15 protein-coding genes are annotated in these 22,260 nt (G+C 31.8%); 4 read left to right on the top strand and 11 right to left on the bottom strand.

Annotation, left to right across the window (positions count from 1 at the left end; all coding sequences use genetic code 11):
* Positions 1–4 precede the first annotated feature (4 nt).
* The 3 genes from QWY99_RS07760 to QWY99_RS07750 all read right to left on the bottom strand — a co-directional run bounded on the left by QWY99_RS07760 (position 5) and on the right by QWY99_RS07750 (position 5,432).
* Positions 5–3,508, bottom strand: coding sequence for a TonB-dependent receptor (locus QWY99_RS07760; RefSeq protein WP_290263413.1), 3,504 nt, complete (start codon positions 3,506–3,508; stop codon positions 5–7).
* 100 nt (positions 3,509–3,608) lie between these two features.
* Positions 3,609–4,811 (bottom strand): FecR family protein, encoded by a 1,203-nt coding sequence (locus QWY99_RS07755; protein ID WP_290263411.1) that lies wholly within the window; start codon positions 4,809–4,811, stop codon positions 3,609–3,611.
* Between the two features lie 66 nt (positions 4,812–4,877).
* Positions 4,878–5,432 (bottom strand): RNA polymerase sigma factor, encoded by a 555-nt coding sequence (locus QWY99_RS07750; RefSeq protein WP_290263409.1) that lies wholly within the window; start codon positions 5,430–5,432, stop codon positions 4,878–4,880.
* A 440-nt stretch (positions 5,433–5,872) separates the two neighbouring features.
* On the opposite strand from QWY99_RS07750, the gene QWY99_RS07745 reads away from it, so the two are divergent.
* From QWY99_RS07745 to QWY99_RS07735, 3 genes are all read left to right on the top strand, one after another.
* Entirely contained in the window at positions 5,873–6,514 is a 642-nt protein-coding gene (locus QWY99_RS07745; RefSeq protein WP_290263407.1) for an HAD hydrolase-like protein, read from the top strand.
* A gap of 33 nt (positions 6,515–6,547) precedes the next feature.
* Positions 6,548–7,297 carry a DeoR/GlpR family DNA-binding transcription regulator gene (locus QWY99_RS07740; RefSeq protein ID WP_290263405.1) on the top strand — a complete coding sequence of 250 codons (750 nt, stop codon included), beginning with the start codon at positions 6,548–6,550 and terminating at the stop codon, positions 7,295–7,297.
* A gap of 650 nt (positions 7,298–7,947) precedes the next feature.
* The gene (locus tag QWY99_RS07735; RefSeq protein ID WP_290263404.1) at positions 7,948–8,139 is read left to right on the top strand and encodes a cold-shock protein; all 192 of its coding nucleotides are present in this window, start codon (positions 7,948–7,950) and stop codon (positions 8,137–8,139) included.
* Between the two features lie 384 nt (positions 8,140–8,523).
* Here QWY99_RS07735 and QWY99_RS07730 read toward each other — a convergent pair whose 3' ends face one another.
* The 4 genes from QWY99_RS07730 to QWY99_RS07715 all read right to left on the bottom strand — a co-directional run bounded on the left by QWY99_RS07730 (position 8,524) and on the right by QWY99_RS07715 (position 15,230).
* On the bottom strand, positions 8,524–9,714 hold the full coding sequence (locus tag QWY99_RS07730; protein ID WP_290263402.1) for an MFS transporter: 1,191 nt from the start codon (positions 9,712–9,714) through the stop codon (positions 8,524–8,526).
* Positions 9,715–9,969: 255 nt separating this feature from the next.
* A complete protein-coding gene (locus tag QWY99_RS07725) occupies positions 9,970–11,100 on the bottom strand; it encodes a phage tail-like protein (RefSeq protein WP_290263401.1) in 1,131 nt (376 codons plus the stop codon).
* A gap of 867 nt (positions 11,101–11,967) precedes the next feature.
* On the bottom strand, positions 11,968–13,110 hold the full coding sequence (locus QWY99_RS07720) for a phage tail-like protein (RefSeq protein WP_290263398.1): 1,143 nt from the start codon (positions 13,108–13,110) through the stop codon (positions 11,968–11,970).
* A gap of 1,133 nt (positions 13,111–14,243) precedes the next feature.
* Complete coding sequence (locus tag QWY99_RS07715; protein WP_353960580.1) at positions 14,244–15,230, bottom strand: acyltransferase family protein; 987 nt, start codon at positions 15,228–15,230, stop codon at positions 14,244–14,246.
* Positions 15,231–15,885: 655 nt separating this feature from the next.
* On the opposite strand from QWY99_RS07715, the gene QWY99_RS07710 reads away from it, so the two are divergent.
* A complete protein-coding gene (locus QWY99_RS07710; protein ID WP_290263395.1) occupies positions 15,886–18,090 on the top strand; it encodes a hypothetical protein in 2,205 nt (734 codons plus the stop codon).
* Positions 18,091–18,237: 147 nt separating this feature from the next.
* Here QWY99_RS07710 and QWY99_RS07705 read toward each other — a convergent pair whose 3' ends face one another.
* The 4 genes from QWY99_RS07705 to QWY99_RS07690 form a co-directional block, all read right to left on the bottom strand.
* Positions 18,238–18,948: a LytR/AlgR family response regulator transcription factor gene (locus QWY99_RS07705; RefSeq protein ID WP_290263393.1), complete on the bottom strand. Its 711-nt coding sequence runs from the start codon at positions 18,946–18,948 to the stop codon at positions 18,238–18,240.
* Complete coding sequence (locus tag QWY99_RS07700) at positions 18,948–19,919, bottom strand: sensor histidine kinase (RefSeq protein ID WP_290263390.1); 972 nt, start codon at positions 19,917–19,919, stop codon at positions 18,948–18,950. Before QWY99_RS07700 ends, QWY99_RS07705 begins: the two co-directional genes overlap by 1 nt.
* A 251-nt stretch (positions 19,920–20,170) precedes the next feature.
* Positions 20,171–20,908 (bottom strand): CPBP family intramembrane glutamic endopeptidase, encoded by a 738-nt coding sequence (locus tag QWY99_RS07695; protein WP_290263388.1) that lies wholly within the window; start codon positions 20,906–20,908, stop codon positions 20,171–20,173.
* Between the two features lie 185 nt (positions 20,909–21,093).
* On the bottom strand, positions 21,094–21,885 hold the full coding sequence (locus QWY99_RS07690; protein WP_290263386.1) for a polysaccharide deacetylase family protein: 792 nt from the start codon (positions 21,883–21,885) through the stop codon (positions 21,094–21,096).
* Positions 21,886–22,260: the final 375 nt, after the last annotated feature.

Below are 22,260 nucleotides of genomic sequence, written 5' to 3'. Positions count from 1 at the left end.
TAAATTAAAATTGAACTTGAATTCCTAAAGAGAATGATTTAGCTAATGGATATGGATCATCATTGCTGATTTGGTCTGTTATATTTCCTCTTTCTGAAGAAACTTCAGGATCAATTCCAGGCCACTTTGTCCAAGTCAATAAATTTGTACCTGTTAAAGAAAGTGTTGCACCTTCTAATCCTACTCTGTTTAGTAGTTTTTTATCAAAATTATAACTTAACTGTATGCTTTTTAAACGCAAGTAACAAGTATCATATAAGTATCTATCTGATATTCTTCCGCTTGCCGATGGATCAGTATACAATGCTCTTGCATAACGCGCATTCGTATTTTCTGGTGTCCAAGTATTTAAAGCATATTCGCTATATTTATTTTCTCCTAACGGATTATAAGTTCCTGCTGGAATAGCATTCCAAATTGATTTTGCTCCTACAGAAAATTGAAATAATGCACTTAATGTTAAGTTCTTGTACGCAAATGTATTCGAGATTCCTCCGAAGAAATCAGGTTGAATATCGCCAATAATCGTTTTATCGGCCTCAGTAATTCTACCATCTCCATTAAGGTCTTTAATCATATAATCTCCAATTCCTGTTGATGCCTTATCGTAATAACCTGTAGGCGATGTGGCATTTAAAGCGTCTACTTCCGCTTGATTTTGAAATATTTTATCAACTTTATATCCTAAAATAGTTCCTACTGGCTGTCCTTCTATGAAATTATCTGTTTGAAATTCATTAATACTGGCACCATTTAACTTATCTAATTTATTTTTATTAAATGCCCAATTTATATTAGTTGACCAAGTAAAATTTTCATTTCTTATAATATCACCACCTAAATTAATCTCAACCCCTCTGTTTATAACATCCAAAAAGTTTGAATAATATACAATTGGACCTAACTCAAGAGGAATTGGTGTTCTAACCAAAGCTCCGTTTGTTTTTCTATTGTACACGTCAATTCCTCCTTTTAGACGGTTGTTGAAAAATCCAAAATCCAAACCTAAGTTCACCTCATTTGTAGTTTCCCAACCTACATTTGGATTAGGGAAATTATCATCTGCTACAACTCCTGAATTACCATTATAAATACTCGAAGAAGAGTTTAGAAAAGATTGTAGATACGAAAAGTCAGCTACATTAGTTGATCCAACCTTTCCAGCACTTGCTCTAAGTTTTAAAACATTAACATGAGTGCTTTCTGCTAAAAAAGCTTCATTAGCAATATTCCAACTAACAGACAATGAAGGGAAATAAGCTCTTTTATTACCGGGTCCAAATTTAGAAGAAGTATCTGTTCTGAAATTGAAAGTAGCATTATACAAATCTTTATATCCATAATTTAAACGAGAAAACATGGAGTATAAACCTGTTTTAAGACGTGAGCTACTATAGCCTAATGCAGTTCTCGCAGAAGTAGCGTTAATCAATATTTCATCATCTGGGAAACCAGAATAAAATTGATTTGAATTAGAAAAACTAGTATCATCCCAAGCTGCACCGGCCATTAATCCAAATTTATGACTCGCTAATTTGAAGTCATAATTGGCAGTTAAGTTTGTTGTAATATTAGATACTAATCCATCTGCTTCACTTAAGAAGGAATCATTAGGAAAAAAGATAAAGTCTGTATCTGTTATTTTTGGAATAAAAGTGCTGTTCTTATTATAAAATACAGAGGCATTAACTTCTGTTTTTATCTTCAAATCTTTTACAGGCTGTATTTCGATATAAGTACTTCCGATAAAATTATATGTTTTATTATCTGCTTTATTTTTTAATCGCATTAAAGGATTTGGCTCTAAAGTCATAAAACCGTACTGATAATCTGGCTGTCCTAACAACTTACCGTTTTCATCTCTCACTGGCAAGTCAGGACGTGCTCTAGCGATAGAAGTATTAACTGTATATTGGTTTGTAACATCGTTTTCTCCCGAATTAGCTTGAGTATGTCCTAAATTAACAGAACCACCCATTTTTACATATTTAGTTAAATCAGAATCCAACGAAATAGAAACATTGTATTGTTTCATTTTATCATTTATAGTCAATCCTTCTTGATCTATAAAAGAAGAACTAAACATATAATTGGTGTTGCTACTACCTCCGTTAAAACTAAAATTAGCTTGTCTTGTTACTGCTACACTTCTAAAAACTTCTTTGTTCCAGTTGGTGTCCGAAGTACCAAAATAATCCTCTCTTAATCCGTCATACGTAACCATACCGGTATCAAAATCTAAATCTGTCTTTCCGATATTAGCCAAATCATAAACATAAAAGGAGTCCAATTGACCATTATTCATAGCCGTAACAGTAGTGTTAATTAATTGGTTATAATAGTTTTTATACTGTGCTGCATTTAAAACTTGTACTGTGCTAATAGGCGTTGCTAACGAAGTTGTTAAAGAAGCATTAACTTTTAAAGGTTGGTCTTTTTTACCTCTTTTTGTTTTAATGATAATTACTCCATTTGCTCCACGTGAACCATAAATAGAAGTTGCTCCTGCATCTTTTAATACATCAAGGCTTTCGATATCATTTGGATTTAATGTCAATAATGGATTAGCTCCTTGCATATTATCTAGGTTAAAAGATACCCCATCAATTACAAATAAAGGCTGGTTTAATCCTGCTACTCCAGATAATGGCGAAGTAAATCCTCTAACATTAATTCGAACTGGAGCCCCAGGACGACCTGAATTTTGAGATACCTGAACTCCTTTTGTTAATCCGCCTAATGCTCTGTCAATACCAATACTTCCGGTTGCTGCTTGTACTATATCTTTTGAATCGATAGAAGAAACTGCTCCCGAAAACTCAGAACGTTTTTGTTTACCGTATCCTACAAGTACAACTTCTTCAAGTTGGTTCGTTTCTTCTTCAAGAACTACTTTCATTAATTCATTAGTTACAGGAATACGTTGTGTTTTAAATCCCATAAATGATAAGATCAGGAATTTCCCTTTCACATCGTTATCAAACTTGAATCTTCCTTCGTAAGATGTAGAGGTAACATATTTTGTACCTTCTACCACAACAGTTACTCCCGGAATAGGAATTCCTAAAACATCTGTAACAAATCCTTCAATAGGTCTTTGCTCAGTAGCTATAAAAATTTCTTTCTCTGTTTTACTACTATTTGCTACTTGCTTTTTGAGAACAATTTGATTTCCTAGAATCTGATAAGAAATATTCGTTTTATTAAAAAGTTTATTTAAAACTTCTCCTAGTTGTTTTTTATCAACGTTTAAATCAATTTTTTGATTTAGGTTTAATTCATTTTTATTATAAAAAAAATGAAAGTCGGTTTGGTCTTCTATAATTTTAAAAACATTTACTAAAGCTACCCCATTTACATCCATGGTAACTTTTTTGTTCTGTCCGTAACTACTTGAAGCACTAACTTGCAAAAGACTAGTAAATAAAAATAAGATTGTGAATTTCATCTTTAAGTTGGCATTATTAAAAATGCGCGGCCACGCACCTGAAATTGGTTGTTTTTTCATAAGTTTACACTGGTTTAGTTTTACTGGTTTAAGATTAAATCACTTTTAAAATGATTGGAAGGTGTTGGCGCACCTTCCTTTTTTTTGGTTTTAATTGGTTTTACTTCATTCTTGGTTTATTTATGGTTATTATTCTATCGTTAATAGTAAAGTCAAAAGCTTCATAGGTTTGAAAAGTCTTTAAAACCTGATAAATATTTTCATTTTTAAATGTTGCTGTTATTACAATATCATTTAGTTCTTTGTAATTATTTATAATTTCAACATTGTATTTTCGTTCTAATTTATTGGAGATTACATCAAATGAATCGTCGATAAACATAAGTTCTCCCGAAACCCAAGCAATGTATTTTCTAACATCTGCTGTCTCTGTCTTTAATTTTTTATCTTCAAAATAAGCGCGATATCCTGGTTTCAGAATTACATTATCATGCAACTCTAATTTACTAGAAGCAGCTATGCTACCTTCTACTAAAACAGCATATGTTTTTCCGTCTTTTTTATAAGAAGTAACATTAAATTTGGTTCCTAAAACCTTAACATCCATATCGTTTGAAGTAACGATAAAAGGGTGTTTTGCATCTTTACTAACATCAAAATAGGCTTCCCCATCTAAAAATACCTGACGTTTGTCTTTCTCTACAAATTGAACAGGATAACGCAAGCTACTTCCTGCGTTTAAATGCACATTTGTTCCGTCGGATAATTTTAATTCAAAGCGCTTTCCGTAAGGGATTTTTATAACATTATACACCAAGGTATCTTTTGCAACAGTACTGCCATACTCTAATAGATTGCCTTTTTGTTTACCTACAACATTTCCGTTTACATCTACAACTTGTGTCGTGCCATCCTCTTTTATTATCTGAATAGTACCATTTTCTAATTGTAGTGTTATGGCTTCTTCAGGAACTACAAAAGTCGATTTAGAATGATCGTTCTTTTGATAAAATAAAAATCCAATTGATAATAAAAAAAATACTACCGCGGCATATTTCAAAAAGACAGTCTTATGCTCCAAAAATCGTCCTAAAAATGTCGGTTTTTCAACCTCTTCAACATCATCTATTGGTCGTTGCAATTGAGAGACAATATTTTCCCAAGCCTTATCTTTATCTATTTTTTCTGCAAACCCAATTCGTCTTGATTTTTTATAAAACAACAAGTACTCAGAAAAAATAAATTCATTTTCCGAACTGCTGTTTATCCATTCATTAAGGGTATTAAATTGACTTTCGTTTATTCCTTCTTTTGAAGTATAAACTAAAAGAATATCTAATATATTTTGGGGAATATCATTCATTATTTATGTCTTATATAGTAAAGAGTATAAAAAATGAAAAATGGGTGACAAGAAATCAAACTTTTTTTAAACTATTAATACGGTTATGATTGTATCTAATGAATTTCGTAGTTGTTTTAAGGCTCTTGAGTAATGTGTTTTAACTGTATTTACTGACACTCCAAGCTCTAAAGCTACTTCTTTGTACTTTAAATTATTTAATACAATTGCTTTAAAAACTTCTTTGCTTTTTAAGGGTAAAGCTTCTATTTGTTCGTAAAGTTTCTTTTTTTCAAGCTCTATAAAATCCATATCGAGATGCTCATCTTCTAATAAAGTATGAATCTGATCTTCAATTTCCTCAAATATGTACCTGTTATTTTTTTTGGTTGCGTGTAAAGTATTGTTTTTTACAGATTGAAAAAGGTAGGGCCCAATTGCCGTATCAAGGTTCATATAAAGTTTCTCGTCCCAAAACTTTATAAATAAATCTTGTACAATATCTTCGGCTAACTCAAATGAATCACAATACTTAAAAGAATATATGCTGAGAGGCATATAATACAAGTCAAATAATTCCTTGTAGGCCGAAGAATCTCCCAACCTGAGTTTTTCAAGGATTATTATATCATTTGACTTCATAAAGAATAATTACTTTTTTTTGAGTGAAATTTAAACAGGAGTGGTTCGTTGTAAGATAAAACTTTATCCTTATTAAAAACTTTCGAAATATAGCATATTTTACAATAATATCAATTTATGTTTTTTTTTAAACTACGATTTTCATAACGTATTGGCTTTTTTACTTACAAATACATCGTATTAAATACAAGTAAATTAAATAACATTAAAATTTTAGATTTAATAATTGTGTCCTCCTAAAAGCTAGCTTCAAATTTATTTTTAAAGATCTTTCCTCCACAAAACCTATTTGCTATCTACAATAAAGTCAACTAGATAACGTAAGCTTCAAATTATTATTTTTCATTTTTAAATATTTGCAAAATTATGCAAATTTGCCTATTTTAGCATAATTATTTTATCCTGTTAACTATTCCAATTATAGAAAAAAATGAAATTTTATGTCCAAAATAGTTAAAAAAACAAATCCTATTAAGTTTGTGATTTTTGATTGCGATAATATTCTAATTAATTCAGATACCATACTAATATCGATACTATTGGATACTATTGAGAACAAAGGAAAAAATCTCGACCCCGATTTGGCTATCAACTATTTTGGCGGTAAATCACTAAAAAAATGTATTCCTATACTCGAAGAAATATGCAATACTAAATTTTGTGAATCTTATCTAGAAGAATGTCTGGAGTCTGAGATAAACTCGGGATTAGAATCAAATCCTGGTGTAAAAAAATTCATAAACAGCTTACAAGTTCCATATTGTTTAGTTACAAAACTGAATTATGATGTTGTTATAAAAAATCTTAACCTCACAGAGTTACATCCTTTTTTTAAAGAAGTCCAGATTCTTGCAGACATAAAAAACTCTTATGGCACTACTGCACTACAGATTACTTCCTCCAAGGGATTTTCTCCTTTTGGAACGCTTGTAATTAAAGACCGTCCCGATGATCTTATAACTATGGAGCAACATGGTTTTACTATGGCAGCAATAACACACTTACCTAACGTAGAAACCAATCTGAACACCTTATTTTATGAGGATATTAATGAGTTATATGAACTTGTTGAAATAGGGTAAAGAATGTTATATTTGTAAGCTCAATACTCCATTATGTTAAAAGAAGAACGTTTTGATAAAATACTCCATATCCTTGCTTCAAAAGGTAAGGTATCTTACGAAATCCTCTCTCTAGAATTAAAAGTTTCGGAAGATACTGTACGCAGAGATATTGAAGCCCTACATAATAACGGACTATTATCTAAAGTAAGAGGCGGTGCAATTCCTGTTGAAAAAAACCCTTTGAGTTTTGTTGATCGCGCAAATTATCTTACTGATAAAAAACAAATCATTGCTTTAAAAGCACAGCAATTTATTCATCATGGACAAACTTTGTTTATGGATGGTGGTACTACAAATTGTAGCATTGCAGCAAAAATTCCTGTTACTACAAGTTTAACTATTATTACAAATAATATTTCTATTGTTCCTATACTAGCCAATCATAAGAACATTAATTTAGTGCTTTTAGGCGGGAGTTATAATCCACAAACTCAAACTACTGAAGGAGCTAAAACGTGCGATGAAATTAAAAACTATGTTGCCGATGTCTATTTCCTCGGAACTTGTGCTGTAGATAGTAAATTTGGGGTAACGGCTACTTACAAGAATGATGGTGATGTAAAAACGGCAATGCACAAAGCTTCCAAAAAAAGTATTGCACTGGCGCTTTTAGAAAAAATGGACCAAGCAGAACCTTATAAGATTTGCCCGATGGAAGAAATTGAGATTCTTATCACCGAATTAGCCAGTAATGACCCCAAATTGGATTCTTATAGAAATGCATCGACCAAATTGGTTTAACATTACTTTGCTATGAATACTTCTTTATTTAAATCACTTAATTAACCTATTTTCTGTAAATATTTCAACACATAGACACATAGCTTTTCTAAGGCTAGTAAGACGTTTCACTTAAAATAAACCGCATAAGCTATGCGAAAAAATTTTTTTTCTCAAAATCATCTTTGATTATCAATTCTATTCCGATAGCTAACGGAATTTTTTAACCACAATCTTGTCTTTCTGACGAAGGAAGAACCTCCACGAGAAACTTACACAAAGTATTCCTCAATTGTCGAGTCACTTGAAGAGATTACTTCGTCTGTTCGCAGTCGCTCGGGTCTTCGTACCTCAGAAAGACAAGATTGTGGTAATACAGGATTCTAAAAACTGTTTTATGTTAGCCACTTGAAGAGATTCTTCGTACCTCAGAAAGACAAAATTGGAGAGACTGAAAACTGAAAACTGAGACTGAAAACTGCGACTGAAAACTGAAACTGAGACTGAAAACTGAAAACTGAGACTGAAAACCAAGACTGTGACTGAGACTGTGACTGAATCTCAGAACATTTTTAAGATTATTTTATTGATAATGCAAAAAATCAATCTTTTTTTTAAGTAAATTTTAGGATTTAATAGTATATCTTTGCATAAATTAATTTATTTAAAAAATGCAAGAAGGTACAGTAAAATTCTTCAATGAAGAAAAAGGTTTCGGATTTATAACACCTAATGATGGTGGAAGTGAAATCTTTGTTCATGTTTCAGGATTATCGGAAAACATTCGTGAGAACGATGTAGTACGTTACGATATTGAAGAGGGTCGCAAAGGACCAAACGCAACAAACGTTGTAATAGCTTAACATCCTATATATTTTGTTATAAAGCACCTACCCTGTAGGTGCTTTTTTTGTTTATACAAATTCCATTTGCTAGTTTTATTTTTCGTTTTTTTTTAACCACAATCTTGACTTTCTAACGAAGGAAGAACCTCCACGAGAAACTAACACAAAGTATTCCTCGATTGTCGAGCTACTTGAAGAGATTACTTCGTCTGTTCGCAGTCGCTCGGGTCTTCGTGCATCAGAAAGACAAGATTGTGGTAATACAGGATTCTAAAAACTGTTTTATGTTAGCCACTTGAAGAGATTCTTCGTACCTCAGAAAGACAAAATTGGAGAAACTGAAAACTGTAACTGAGACTGAAAACCGAGACTGAGACTGAAAACTGAAACCGAGATTCTTAATTACTTTCTAGTTGACACATACCACAAATACAAGATTCCAACTGTAGCCAACAAGGTAGTGGCAACTGCAAATGCAATTGCAAGTGATGAAACTTGCGCCAAAAACCCAACACCAACAGGACCTAACAGCATACCCGAATAGCCCAAGGTACTAATTGCGCTCACCGCTATAGATGTTGGAATCCCTTTTAACTTACCTGCTTCATTAAAAAACACAGGAACAATATTTGCCGCTCCACAGCCTAGAATAAAAAATCCAAGTAATGAAATAGACAAAACAGGAGCTGTGATAACAAGTAGTAGCCCCGAAGCAGCAATTAATGAACCACCAGTTACAACTACTTTACTATTGTATTTTTCAACAATACCATCACCAAAAAGTCTCATAATTGCCATTGCAACCGAGAATGTTGCGAAACCTAACCCAGCCCAAACCTCATCAATTCCTCTATTTTCACGCAAGTAAAGTGCACTCCAATCTAATACAGCACCTTCTACCATAAAGACAATGAAGCATAATATTCCAAAGAAAATTACTCCTCGATGCCACCATGATGAACTTACATTTTGTAAAAGTTCTTCTGAATCATCATTTTCATTTGCTGTTTCTTTTTCTGTTGCGCTATCAAAAAGTTTATTATACTGTAATACGATAGTTACCATAACCAAAATAGAAATGCATATTGCAGCAAACAACGGCTCTAACCCCATTTTCATTAAAAATCCTACTCCAATAGAACCAAACAAGCCACCTAAACTAAAAAGTCCGTGAAAAGAGGACATAACAGGTCTGCTGTGTAAGTTCTGTATATGTACTCCCATAGAATTCATGGCTACATCAACAGTACCAACTCCAGCTCCAAATAAGAATAAACTTAACCCCATTAGTAATGGAGAATCTAAAAATGCTAAAAAAGGCAACGCAAGCGAGAATAATAATGCTGAAGATGCTATGACAATTCTATTTCCATAACGCTGTCCTAAGATACCAGAAATTGGCATCATTATAATTGCTCCTGTTCCTAATAGTAATAATAAAAGCCCTAGTCCAGCTTCATCAAGTGCCAAACGCTCCTTTGCAAAAGGGACTAAAGGTGCCCAACTAGAGAGACCTAAACCACAAACAAAATAAATACTTCTGATACCTACTATAGATCTAGAGGTTATCTCTTTCAAATTTAATTTTTTCATTTTGCAATATTATGCGAATTTGCAGATTTATGCAAATTAATTTGTTTTAACAAAACAAAATGCCCAGTCCTTTATTATATTGGACTGGGCAAAATATTTTTAAACTTGAGCTCAATTTATAGATTAAACTAAAAAAATTACAGCTGTTATTTCTTTTATTAAAAAATTTATAAGAAATTAAACAAACATCATACCTTTTCCTTACCAATTGGTTTTATAGTCGATATACTAATAATGGAAAAGGTATTATTAAATCTATTTCACTAATCCTAAATAAAAATTAAGGATAGAACCACCGCCTAATCCATTATGAGAAATGATAATTTCGTCAAACCAAACCTCACCAACATTGTAAAGAGCACCTCCCTGAGCAGAACCAATAGATTTGGTTATTTGTGTACCAGAAACAGTGTAATCAGTATTACAATTTTGCGAGTAAGCAGTGGATAAAGCAATATTTCCTGATACAACAACTCCTTTGAGTTTTAAAACGTAACTAACTACTTCTCCTAAATCAATATGGGTTTGGAACACTTTAAAATTACTTACAGTTTTGTTAAATTTAATAGTCATAGAAGAAGAATTAACACTACCAATCCACCAACTATTTTCAGCTAAAGAAACGCCACATTGACCACCCGATGAGTTGTAGTTTTGAATATTAGTATAGTTACTAAATGTAGCAGTCACAAGCTGTCCATTTACTTCTCCGCTTACACTACTATTATTACTTTTATATAACAACTTAAGCCCTGTAGTACTAGCTGAAAGATCTGGCGCAAGAGAGCTCTTAAAAGTAATACTCTTAGTACAGACAGATGTGTCCAAATTAAGCTTAAATGTAAAATCACCGCCTGCAGTTGGGGTTCCAGTTGCTGTCAATGTAACATTCTGCTCTCCTATTACATTAAATGTACCATTTCCGCTAAAGGAAATTCCATTTACTACATCAGAAAAAACATTCCATGGACCTACCTCTGTTACCATAACAGTTAAAGTAAGCGTGTTTAGAGCTGTCATCACTTCGCCCTCAGCATACGTCCCATTCAATTTCCCTGTACTGCAATCCTTAAAGTCTCCACTTCCTAAATTAGAACATTGTCCAATCCATTTGGTTCCATTCCAGTATTGAAGGCAATTAAGGTCGCTGTTATAAACCATCAATCCTGCTGGTTTTGGGTTAATTGCATCCCTTTGAATAGTTGTAAGCCTTGGTGGAAGAAGTCCTTTAGATGTAGAAAATATCTCAAGGGCTGCACCTGTATTTGGTGTCAGGGTATTTATTCCCACACTATTTTCTTGAGCAAAACTCGAAAAATTTACCCCAATTAGAATTAAAAAAACCAACAATTTTATTTTAAACGTTTTTTTAAAAGTCCTTTTCATTTTTTTTTTTAGTTTTAAAATTATTACCATTTATAATTGTTACCCCGAGCATAAACCTTAAGTTCAGCATAACAACTGTATTTAATCAAATTTTAGCACTTAATCCCTTTGCTAAAATTATTCTCATGCATAAAAACGCAGTTGTGCGCTTCTGAATTATCAATATTCTTAATTAGACTCTGTTAGTCATTATCCTAAAAATTAGAATTAATTAGGCCATGAATTTTTAAAACTATGCTATTAAATTGTAGAATATAAAATAATAAATTATGCATGTCTCATGACTTAGGATGTAACAGTAGTAATTATATCAATAAATCTGCAAAAGTATATTTAATCAATAATTTCGAAGCACTTTTGTATATCACAATTTATCACAAGGGTGTTTTTTTAAACTTAAACACCTAATAATAAAGACTATAAAACACACGCACGTACCTTTTCATTTTCTGTTTTTTATTAATAAATAGAAAAAAAATAAAAATAATTAATTAAAAAATAGCAAAATAGGTGTTGATAATAGGTAGTAATAAATGCAAAAAACCCCACTTATAAGTCTTTATTTAAAAAAAAAACATCATAATAAAAACCTGTAGTGTATATTTATAGTTGGTAAAACAAATTTCCAAAAAAAATGCCCAGCCAACTTTATAAAGTTAAACTGAGCATTCAAAATCATTACAACCTAACACATTTAATTATTTAGCTTGAGAACATCACGAAAGGCAAAACAAACATACTTAATAAAACATACAAAAAAACAACAAAAATTACCTTAAGGATTTGTAACTAAAAAAAAGCTGTTTTAAATTGTTACTGATTTTGAGAATAATTGATATAGAACTTTAGCTTTAGGCTCAACTCCAATTAGTCTTGTTTGGCAGCTCCCAAATAAAAACCAAAACGAGAACCAGCACCCTCTCCATTATGTTTAATTTCAATTTCATCAAACCAGACATCTCCAATGTTGTAAACAACACCACTGGCTCTACCAACATCACAGGTGATTTCTGTGCCTGAAACAGTAAAATTAGTAATACAATTAGGGTAGTTGGCAGTAGATATCTGTATTTTTCCAGGTACTACAGTACCATTACGTTTTAATACGTAACTAACCACTTCCTTAGGATCAACTGAAACTTGGAATACCTTTAAATTAGTAACCAATCTATTAAATTTAATTGTCATATATGACTTATCAACAAGACCAAGAGTCCATGTATCATTAATTATAATTCCACAGTAAGGATTAAGAATAGTTGTTGAACGTATATTAAAAAAATCACTAAATGTTGCACTTACGGGTAACTCAGTAACTGTTCCGTTCATAACAGTTCCACTAGCACTGTATGGTAATTTAAGACCTGTACGATTTAGGGTCAAATCTGGCTCAGGAGGAGGAGCAGAAAAAGTAATAACCTTAGAACAAACCGAGGTGCCATTTATGAGTGTGAATTTAAAATCACCATCTGTAAGTGCAGTTCCCGAGGCTCTCAGAGTAATATTCTGTACTCCAGTTGTGGTAAATCTGCCATTGCCACTAAAAGATATTCCATTTATTACATCAGAAACAAAACTCCAAGGCCCAAGCACGGATGCCATAACGGCAACACTAAGCGTATTTTTATCAGTCATTATTACCCCTCTACCAAATACTCCGCTAACCAAGCCAGTAGTGCAATCTCCAAAAAAAGGATATTCTGAACTAGAACATTGTTCAATCCATTTAACCCCATTCCAAAATTCAAGGCAATTAATATCGCTGTTATAAATCATCAATCCAGCAGGTTTTACAGTAATCGCATCTCTTTGATTTGTTGTGAGTCTAGGAGGAAGAAATCCTTTGGAGGTAGAAAAAACCTCAAGAGCTGCAGCTGCATTGGGCGTCAAAGTATTAATTCCTGAGCTTCTTTCCTGAGCAAAACTCGAAAAATTGATTCCAAGTAAAAAGAGTACTATTACCGTTTTTATTCTTACTGTTTTTTCTAAATTCATTGTAATTCTATTCATTATTAAATTTAATTGGGACATAATTATTAATCACTTCGTACTATTTTAAGCTGTTCATTGGCGTTATATCTTTTCAATGCACGTCTTGCTGTTTCTTTAAAATATTTAATTCGAGTGTCCAACTTTAGTCATAATAACAACACTATTCTTATCCAAAAACGAATTGTTTTATGATAAAAAAGTTGTCAAAAACTAATGCAAAAACTAAGGGGGAATAAGTTGTTGGGAATAATTAATTTCATGCAAAATCCCGATACCAATCGGAACTAGAGCGCTATGTGTTAAATGCAATTTTTCAATTGCTTCAAACAGACAGTAATACTATTATTTTAAATCCTTTAAAGGAATTGGTTAACCTACTAAGTAACTTATGTACAACGTTTATTTAATAGTTTCAATTTTGAAATTTATGTAGTCTAATTTCATATAATTCATTTTTATAATTAATTAATTAAACACATTTAATCTTAGTTTTTTTTCTAAGATTTTATTTGCAAAAATAAGTATAATAATTAAAAAAGTGAGTTTTTACTCCATTAAATTTAAAATTCAAAGAAAACAAAGCCTACAAAAAAACAATAAATAATTGCCGAATAAAAAGTATAGAAGTACGTAAAAACTGTAGTAATTACAGTTGCTGCATAACAATACATATAATAATTTTAAAGAGGATTTAGTAAGCAAAATAACTGTAAAAAAGAATGAATTTGAGTTCTAATGTGATGCTTTTTTAACGAAAAAACAGTCCAAAAGTTAAAAAAAAACAGAGTCAAACGTCAAAAAAATCTAAATATAGGAATACGAAACAGTAGCTTCATAAATTCTTACTTACTAAATTTTAGTCGTTTATAGACTAAACTATTTACAATAGATGTAGAAAACTAAAAAAAGAACTAGCCAAAAATTGTAATAGTTGAGAACAAACTTTTTTGCAAATTGTGCGATTTAAAAAATGTGTAAATTATCCCGAAATTAACTTTAAAAAAATGTGAAAGGACACAAATTTAGAACATTCTGCTACAAGATATAACTCATGAAAAATGCCCAGCCAAGTTTATCAAACTGGACTGGGCATACAAAACTTTAAATTTAAAATAGAGTATGTACTCTATGTAAATGATTTTCTAATTGAACTATTTTTTAAGTAAACGAGCACTTAACCATTTTCTAAATGGAATATCGTAATACTTCATTGCTATATAAGAAATAAAAATCGAAGTTAAAAATACAGCTATCCCTGCTGGCCAAGCTTTTTCAAGTGGCACTTTATTATTCTCTACCCATGCATAAAACACATAAACTAAAGGAAAGTGTATTATATATATTGGATATGAAATATCACCTAAAAAACTACAAACGCGTTGCATGAATTGGCCTCTAATGCTTCCGCTAGAGCCTATAAAAACAATGGCAGGAAAAACAAAAAGAATCACCAAAGCATCGTAAATTCCGTTTGCCCATAAATTCTCCATTCCTCCTACACGTGGAAATGATAAAGCTGTAACAATTAAAACAGTACACCATAAAAAAGCATTTTTTATATTTCTTGGTCTCGTGATTTTTCTCAATAGCATACCTGCCAAAAAAGGATACATAAGCCTTGTAAAACCAATTTGCAATTGAAGAGCATCTACAGACCATCCTCCTATTACATCTCCTTTTTCGCTAGTAATTGCAAAATGAAGCAATACGATTCCGGCAATAAACACAAGTACAGCCAACATCTTGGTTGATAATTTTCTAAAAAATAAAGCATACATAATATTAGCGATATACTCAAAAAATAATGACCAAGCAGGTCCATTTAATGGGTGCATTTCCTGCCAACCTCTAATATCCATCGATGGTGTTACAGGAATTAACGTAAAACCAATTAGCATTACAAGTATCATTTTCCATATTGGCGTTTCGGCAACTAAAGGAAACATAGCCGCAGCACTAGGATAAAAACAAATTGCCCCAACTAGCATTCCAACAATTATCATTGGGTGAAGCCTTATAAGCCTGCGCATGAAGAATTCTTTTACTGACAATTTATTCCAGCGGTCATCATAGGCATGTGAGATTACAAAACCTGACAACAAGAAAAAGAAGTCTACTGCTAGATAACCATGATTAATAAATTGTTTGGTATGATCTCCTCATGAAAAAATTTCAAGTATATGAAAAACGACCACAATAAGCGCGGCAACGCCTCGAAGCCCATCCAGAATTTCATAATGTTTTTTTGAGTCTTTAAAGACAGTAGCCTGAGAAGAAATAGTATGCATTTATAATTTTTGGTTTTTGGTTAATAGTAATAAATGATTTATTGGTTTAAATATTCTAATGTAATTTTAAAGTCAGTCAAATTTGGAATTTCGCCCTAAAGAACGTGCTTTATAAAATCATCACGGTTTTGCTAAATTATGCGAATTTGCAAATATAAAGATATAAGGTTGTAGTTGTAAAATAATGCTACTAAAAGAAAAAAGGAGTTGATTAAAAAACAAACTTCTTAAATATCAACAGAATAAACAAAATAAAAACCTAAAAAAGTAGTAACTATTAAACTAACTGAAAGTAGTTTTAATAGTTTTCCTAAAAAAATGGCATCCTTGTATCAAAATCATTCAAAATTCATTAAGAATAAGAAAATATCTGTATTTTTATCAAAACAACTCATAACGTAGCGTTTAGTTAAATCATCTGAGATTTAAAGAGTATTTTTTTATAGTACAATCATTTAATCCAGTGAATTATTGCAAAAACTACAAAGCATTATTAAATTAAAATATGATCAAAAAAATCCTTTTCTTTTTCCTGTTTTGTTCCTTGCCTTTGTTTTCACAAAACGATATAAAAACAGATCAATTAGTTGAACAACTGCATAGTCTAACCAGAAATACTGCTTCAGATTTAGTATATCTGCAAACTAGCAAAAGCATTTACGAAACAGAAGAAGATGTTTGGTTTAAAGGATATGTTTTGGATGCACACTATCTTACGCCCTCAGATCGAAGTAAAATACTGTTTGTGCAATTGATAGAAGACAAAACAGATAAGGTTGTTTGGGAAAAGAAATATGAAATAGAAAACGGCTTTGTGAATGGCCATCTCTTTTTGGATAGTAAATTAACAGAGGGCACTTATACCCTAGCTGCCTACAGCTCTTTTTCGTATACAAAAAACACAAAAGAATTCTACGCCGTAAGGAAATTGGAGGTAGTAAAATCAATAAGCAGTAAAGCAATTGTTAATCCGATTCAAAAAGAGAGCACTTTGCAATTTACTACTTTTCCAGAAGGAGGAAACCTGATCTCAGGAATTAAGTCTAGATTAGCGTTTAAGGCCATCGATTCAAATGGTCTGCCTGTGGATGTCTCGGGTAGCTTGTATGAAAACAATGTCCCTTTGCTTGATTTTAAAAGTAGTCATGCTGGTATGGGAAGCTTCGTTTTTACACCCGACGCAACTAAAAAATACCATATTCAACTCACAACACCAGCATCTAAAGAACAATTTTCTTTGGTAAAAATATCTCAAAGCGGTAAAGCACTTCAATTAATAGAACAGACAAAAGAATTCTTAACGTTCAAAGTTTCACAAAGCGAGACTTTAAATGAAGAAAATATAAGTTTAAGATTGCAAGCACGAGGAATAGCGTACAGTATTGCAAGAGGCTTACTGAAAAAAGAATTAATAATTAAACTCCCTTTAAAAGATATTCCACAAGGCGTAGCAGAAGTTACCCTTTTTAATGGGAATTCAGTACCCGAAGCAGAACGATTGGTTTATGTAAATCAAGACCAGAAATTAAATATTGTGGTAGAACTTGATAAAAAAAACTATGCTACAAGAGAGAAAGTAACGCTAAAAATAAAAGTAACAGATCAAAACGCACAACCCACTAAAGCCCATTTGGGACTGAGTGTCTATGATGAATTATACCAAAACAAACGAGACTCTAAAAACATACTTACGCACTATTTTCTTTCTACTCAATTAAAAGGCAGTGTGTATGCTCCCGAATATTATTTTAACGAACAGAATAAAGACCGAGAACAGGCATTAAACCAATTGTTACTTACTCAGGGATGGCGAAATTATGTGTGGGACGAATCCAATTTAAAAGAACAAGGCAATACATTAAGTCCAATTGTTTTTGACGAACAAAAAGCTAAAATCAGTTTAAAAAACGCTAGTTCGAAACCAAAAGAACCACAGCCACAAGGGGTAACAATCTCTTCTGCCGATAAAAACAGAGCAGCTGATGTTTTAATTGCTAATTCAGACGGAACTTTTATTATTACTCCAAATGATTTAAAAAAAGGAGAAGGAGGTTATACGTACCTAAAATTGCTTGCTCCTGAAGAATCTAAATACAGAATTGATACCAAGGATTTTTCGTTTGAAAACATCAACGAGGAACGTAAAATCAAAACAACGCTTTATCCAATACCTGCAAAATTAGAAGTCAAAACTGAAGTTGCACCAAAATTTACCGATCGCCCAGAAATAAACAAATTGAATGAAGTTTTGATCTCTTCAAAGAAGAAGATAGTATTTCGGGATAAGTTTATAGGAAGGCTGGACAGTTTAGCCAAAGTAAAACCTTCTACTGATTATGTATGTCTAAATGGAATAGTAAATTGCCCTAAACACCCCCCTGCCCAAGATAATGCCTATAACGCACAATTAACCGAATCAGAACTTCTGGCAAAGTTCAATACTGTTGCAATCAAAGGCTATTATGGAAAGAAAGTATTCTATGAAGCATTGTATGATGAAGTAACATTGACTGATCCTACTCCGGATTACCGTAACACTTTGTATTGGAAACCAGATATCATTACTAATGAGCAAGGTGAGGCAACAGTAACCTTTTTTTGTTCGGATATTAACACCCCGTTTTTAGTAAATATCGAAGGCGTAAGCGGTGATGGCTTGTTAGGTGTCGAAAATTTTCAATTTGAAGTAAAAAAGAAAGGAATTCAATAGCTTAGCATTACTATATCCTATCCTTTTTCATAAATGATATAATTAATTTGATAACATCGTAAACGAATAATAAATTTAAGGTTAATCACAATCAAATCTTAACTAAAAAAACAGAAGATATTCTTAAGTAAGACATCTTCTATTTTTTTATTTTATGCCTAATAAACTAAAAAGTTCCTCTTTTTTATTCAAAGCTATTGCAATCGATTTGCCATTTGTAAGTTCTACTGTATTCCCATTAATACTTCTCACGGCTTCTAAATTGAGAATAAAAGAACGCTGTACCCGAAAAAAGTTTGGAAGGTTCAGGATTTCTTCCATCGCTTTAAGAGTCACTTGCGTTGTAAATGTTCCCGAAGGAATAATAATTTTAAGATAATCGCCTTGAGCCTCTATATATAAAATTTCATCAAATAAAATCTTTACCAACTTTCCTTCTGATTTTATAAATATTCTATCAGTATGAATTTGTTGCTGTATTGTTGCTACTTGACTTAACGAAATTTTCTCTTTTGCTCTATTAACTGCCTTCAAAAAACGATCAAATCGAACTGGCTTAACCAAATAATCTGTTACACCAGCTTCGAAGCCATCCAATGCAAAATCACGATGTGCTGTAATGAATATCACCACAGGCGGATATACTAACGAACGTAGCAATTCCATGCCCGTTATTTTCGGCATTTGAATATCACTAAAAACTATATCTACTACATTATTATGTAAATACGTCAATGCGTCAACTGGATCCTCAAACGAGGCAACTAACTCTAGATAGGGAATTTCTTTAACGAATGTTTCTATAACCGATCTCCCTAGTGGCTCATCATCTATAATGATGCAAATTAATTTATTCATTAGTCTAAATCTATTATTAAATTGACACTAAATTTTGTGCCTAAATTTTCAATATCTAATTGGTGCTTGCTCGGATACAATAGTTGCAACCGTTTACGAACATTTGTAATACCGATACCACCAAATTCATTGTCTTTTATTCCTTGTTCTACATCATTTTGAAGTTGAAAATGGAACTTATTATCCTGAACTTTTATTTCTAAAGAGACAAACTGTTCTTCGTTTCCTTTTAATCCATATTTAAATGCGTTTTCTACAAATGTAAAAGTCAGTAATGGCGCAATATACAATCCTGATAAATGAATGTCTTTTGGTATGTTAAGTTGAATATTCTTAGTTGCAGAATACCGCATCTTTTCTAATTCGAAATAATTTTTTATAAAATCCAATTCCTTTTCTAGCGCGACTTTTTCAGTATTCGATTCATAAAGCGTATAACTCATTATATCCGAAAGATTCAGGATAAATTCTGGTGCACTATCCTCTTTTTTAATACAAAGTCCATACAGATTATTTAATGTATTAAACAGAAAATGCGGATTGAGTTGCGCCTTGAGAAAGTTTTTTTCGATATTAATATTTTGAATTTCTAAGGCTGCTTTCTGATTCTGAATTTTTAAAGTTTTACTATACAGTTTAGAGATTTCAAATAGGATTTTGACAAAAAAGAAAGGTGATAATAGTGTAATAATAATGAATGCTTGTGAGAACATACGCCTTACCGAAATTGCTTCTAAAAACGTTTGATTCGCGGCCATTTGTATAGCTCCTTTAAGTTCTCCTTTACCAATTTCGTACCCGAGTGAATGATAGAGCAACGAAAAAAAATAGGTTCCTGCCATCCAAACAAAAATAGAAACGATAAAAGTAACTAGCAACAAAAGCAACATTCTGGTCTTACCTCCCGAAAAAATCATGGGCAACATCAAATAAAAGAACATGTAAAACACAATCATATTTACTGCTGTCATTCTAACTGTTAAAATGAAAGCATTGAAATAGGTCAGTTGATATGCTAGTACGTAACTTAGAATTAACAATATTGAAAAGCTAAGCCACATAAAAACATGCAGTGCTATCCGATTTCTCGTAGTCTGAAATTCTTCAAAATTAAACGCTGCTATTTTGCTGACTAAGTAATTGGAGAAAATTTTTGTGTCTTGCATTAAGTCCATTTTATAAGAAACAAATTTATATATAGTTTTTAAAAATGTTTCTTTAATTATAATATTCTGATACACGCATTAATTAAATTAATGATATTGTGCCCTAAAATTGGATAAACAAGATTACCTGAGAATTTTCGAAGCACACCAAGACTTAAAGACGAAATTAAGGTTAGATAAACGATCGTAATAATATCGAACTTAAATTGGTGGTCTGCGGTTAGAACTACACCGTGGCCAATCCCAAATAATAGAGTTACAATAAAAAATCCCCATCCGAATTTAATTCCTTTAAAATCCCATTTAGGCAAAAATGCTTTATCCAAAAGCCATAAACCAATTCCTCTAAACGCGATTTCTTCTGTTAAACCAGGCATGGTTGCCTGAAATGCAAAAGTTTCTAAATCAAATATTCCTCCTTTTGGAAACAAAATCAACTTAAAGACAACATCAAAAAGTAAAAAACCAAGGAAAAATAAAATCCCAAATTTCAGTTGTTTAGTTGTGTTGCTTTTGGTGGTAAATCCAATGGCTTCTCTGTTTTCTTTACTAACCGAAAAGATAATAGTTAAAGCCAAAAATAAGCTTAAAAACTTTCCAATCCATGTAAATTTCAACCCAAGAAATTCAAGACTAAGATACTCTTTGCTAAACTGTTGCAAATAACAATCGGCTAAGAAATATAGAATAAAAAACAAGAGAAATTTCAGATTTACTTTTTTAACATTGATGAAAGCAAAAATAAAAATTGGCAACATAATTAAAAGCCAAATAAGTGGTGTGAGTGGAGACATAGGTTCAATTTTTTCTTCAAAAGTATTTGAACAATACCTTGATCAAAAAACCTACCGACGAAAGAACTGCTCCAACCGACAAAAATTAATTATTTGTCGATAAGTGATTTCTCTTTTACTTTTTCTCATATTTCCTTTTACTATCCCGCTAAGTGCAATACAAAAAACTTAAAATTTGATACATCTCAAAGGTTTTTTAAATCATCAATAGTATAAAATTTAAGATTATTATCAACTGCATATTTGCATAGCTCTTCTAATGCTGCAAGTGGTGTTTCGTTTTTTTCGTCGGCAATATCTACTGTTTTATGACCATAGAAAATGACAATTTTATTTTTCTTTTTGGCGTAGTCCATTAGTCGTTTATAATAGTCAACATTAAACTGTTTATAATCGTCATCGATCCCCAAACCATAAATTACCCTATTTCCTTCATAATAACAATACTGCGACTCAGGAGCTAGCATTCCGTAAGTAGTACCTCGTATAATGTCAAAATATTTTAATAATTCTTTGTCTAATGCAGCATCACGTGCTCCATCGGGATAAGCAAAAGAACGGATATTAAATCCATCTTTATCCATAATTTTTTTTAGAGGAATTATATCATTATCTATATAGGCAGTGAGTCCATGAGCAGCCGAATATTTTAGTGCATTTTCATGATTGTATCCATGTGCCGCTATATCGTGTCCCACATCTTGCAAGTAGTGCAATTTTTTCTTTTGTATAGCTGTCAACGAATCGTATTTACATACAAAGAAAGTAGCTTTCCATCCGAGATGATGCAATCTTTTTTCGGCATTATACCAATCTTCAACATAGTTATCATCAAAAGATAACAATATCCCTGGCGGATATTTCTTTGCTTTAAATGCAACTGTTTTAGGTTTTGCTTCTTCTGAATAAATTCGTGCTGTAAACAATAAAATACCTACAGTAAAAAGACCAATGAGAGTATATGTGATTTTATTCATAAGGGAGATTTTCTATCTAAATTTAGGTATTATTTTGTAAAACAAATAGCAACAATCAATTATAAATAAATTATTATTTCTGATCCGTTGGGTATAATTATTTTAACGCATAGAAACATAGCTTAACAGATTCTAAAAGACGTTTCACTTAAAATAAATCACATAAGCTATGCGAAAAAAAATATTTTTCTTAAATCACCTTTGCTACCAATTCTATTCCGATAAATCAGGACTATGTTTCTATGTGTTAAATACCACTTTTACGACCCGAGTGAAGTCAATTGACAAAGTAATTGCATTCAAAGTGCTATTATCATAAACCACTTTACCCAAACATTGTGAAGCTAGTTTAGTTATATTCTTCTGTACTATTGA

The organism is Flavobacterium branchiarum, assembly GCF_030409845.1.
GTDB classification, from domain to species: domain Bacteria; phylum Bacteroidota; class Bacteroidia; order Flavobacteriales; family Flavobacteriaceae; genus Flavobacterium; species Flavobacterium branchiarum.
Note: the sequence above shows the minus strand (reverse complement) of the source record. Positions and strands in the feature narration are given on the sequence as shown.

What these genes read in the sequence shown, in the direction of transcription:
- QWY99_RS07760 (WP_290263413.1), bottom strand. Translation starts at nt 3,508, where the DNA reads ATGAAAAAACAACCAATTTCAGGTGCGTGGCCGCGCATTTTTAATAAT.
- QWY99_RS07755 (WP_290263411.1), bottom strand. Translation starts at nt 4,811, where the DNA reads ATGAATGATATTCCCCAAAATATATTAGATATTCTTTTAGTTTATACT.
- QWY99_RS07750 (WP_290263409.1), bottom strand. Translation starts at nt 5,432, where the DNA reads ATGAAGTCAAATGATATAATAATCCTTGAAAAACTCAGGTTGGGAGAT.
- QWY99_RS07745 (WP_290263407.1), top strand. Translation starts at nt 5,873, where the DNA reads ATGTCCAAAATAGTTAAAAAAACAAATCCTATTAAGTTTGTGATTTTT.
- QWY99_RS07740 (WP_290263405.1), top strand. Translation starts at nt 6,548, where the DNA reads ATGTTAAAAGAAGAACGTTTTGATAAAATACTCCATATCCTTGCTTCA.
- QWY99_RS07735 (WP_290263404.1), top strand. Translation starts at nt 7,948, where the DNA reads ATGCAAGAAGGTACAGTAAAATTCTTCAATGAAGAAAAAGGTTTCGGA.
- QWY99_RS07730 (WP_290263402.1), bottom strand. Translation starts at nt 9,714, where the DNA reads ATGAAAAAATTAAATTTGAAAGAGATAACCTCTAGATCTATAGTAGGT.
- QWY99_RS07725 (WP_290263401.1), bottom strand. Translation starts at nt 11,100, where the DNA reads ATGAAAAGGACTTTTAAAAAAACGTTTAAAATAAAATTGTTGGTTTTT.
- QWY99_RS07720 (WP_290263398.1), bottom strand. Translation starts at nt 13,110, where the DNA reads ATGAATAGAATTACAATGAATTTAGAAAAAACAGTAAGAATAAAAACG.
- QWY99_RS07710 (WP_290263395.1), top strand. Translation starts at nt 15,886, where the DNA reads ATGATCAAAAAAATCCTTTTCTTTTTCCTGTTTTGTTCCTTGCCTTTG.
- QWY99_RS07705 (WP_290263393.1), bottom strand. Translation starts at nt 18,948, where the DNA reads ATGAATAAATTAATTTGCATCATTATAGATGATGAGCCACTAGGGAGA.
- QWY99_RS07700 (WP_290263390.1), bottom strand. Translation starts at nt 19,919, where the DNA reads ATGACAGCAGTAAATATGATTGTGTTTTACATGTTCTTTTATTTGATG.
- QWY99_RS07695 (WP_290263388.1), bottom strand. Translation starts at nt 20,908, where the DNA reads ATGTCTCCACTCACACCACTTATTTGGCTTTTAATTATGTTGCCAATT.
- QWY99_RS07690 (WP_290263386.1), bottom strand. Translation starts at nt 21,885, where the DNA reads ATGAATAAAATCACATATACTCTCATTGGTCTTTTTACTGTAGGTATT.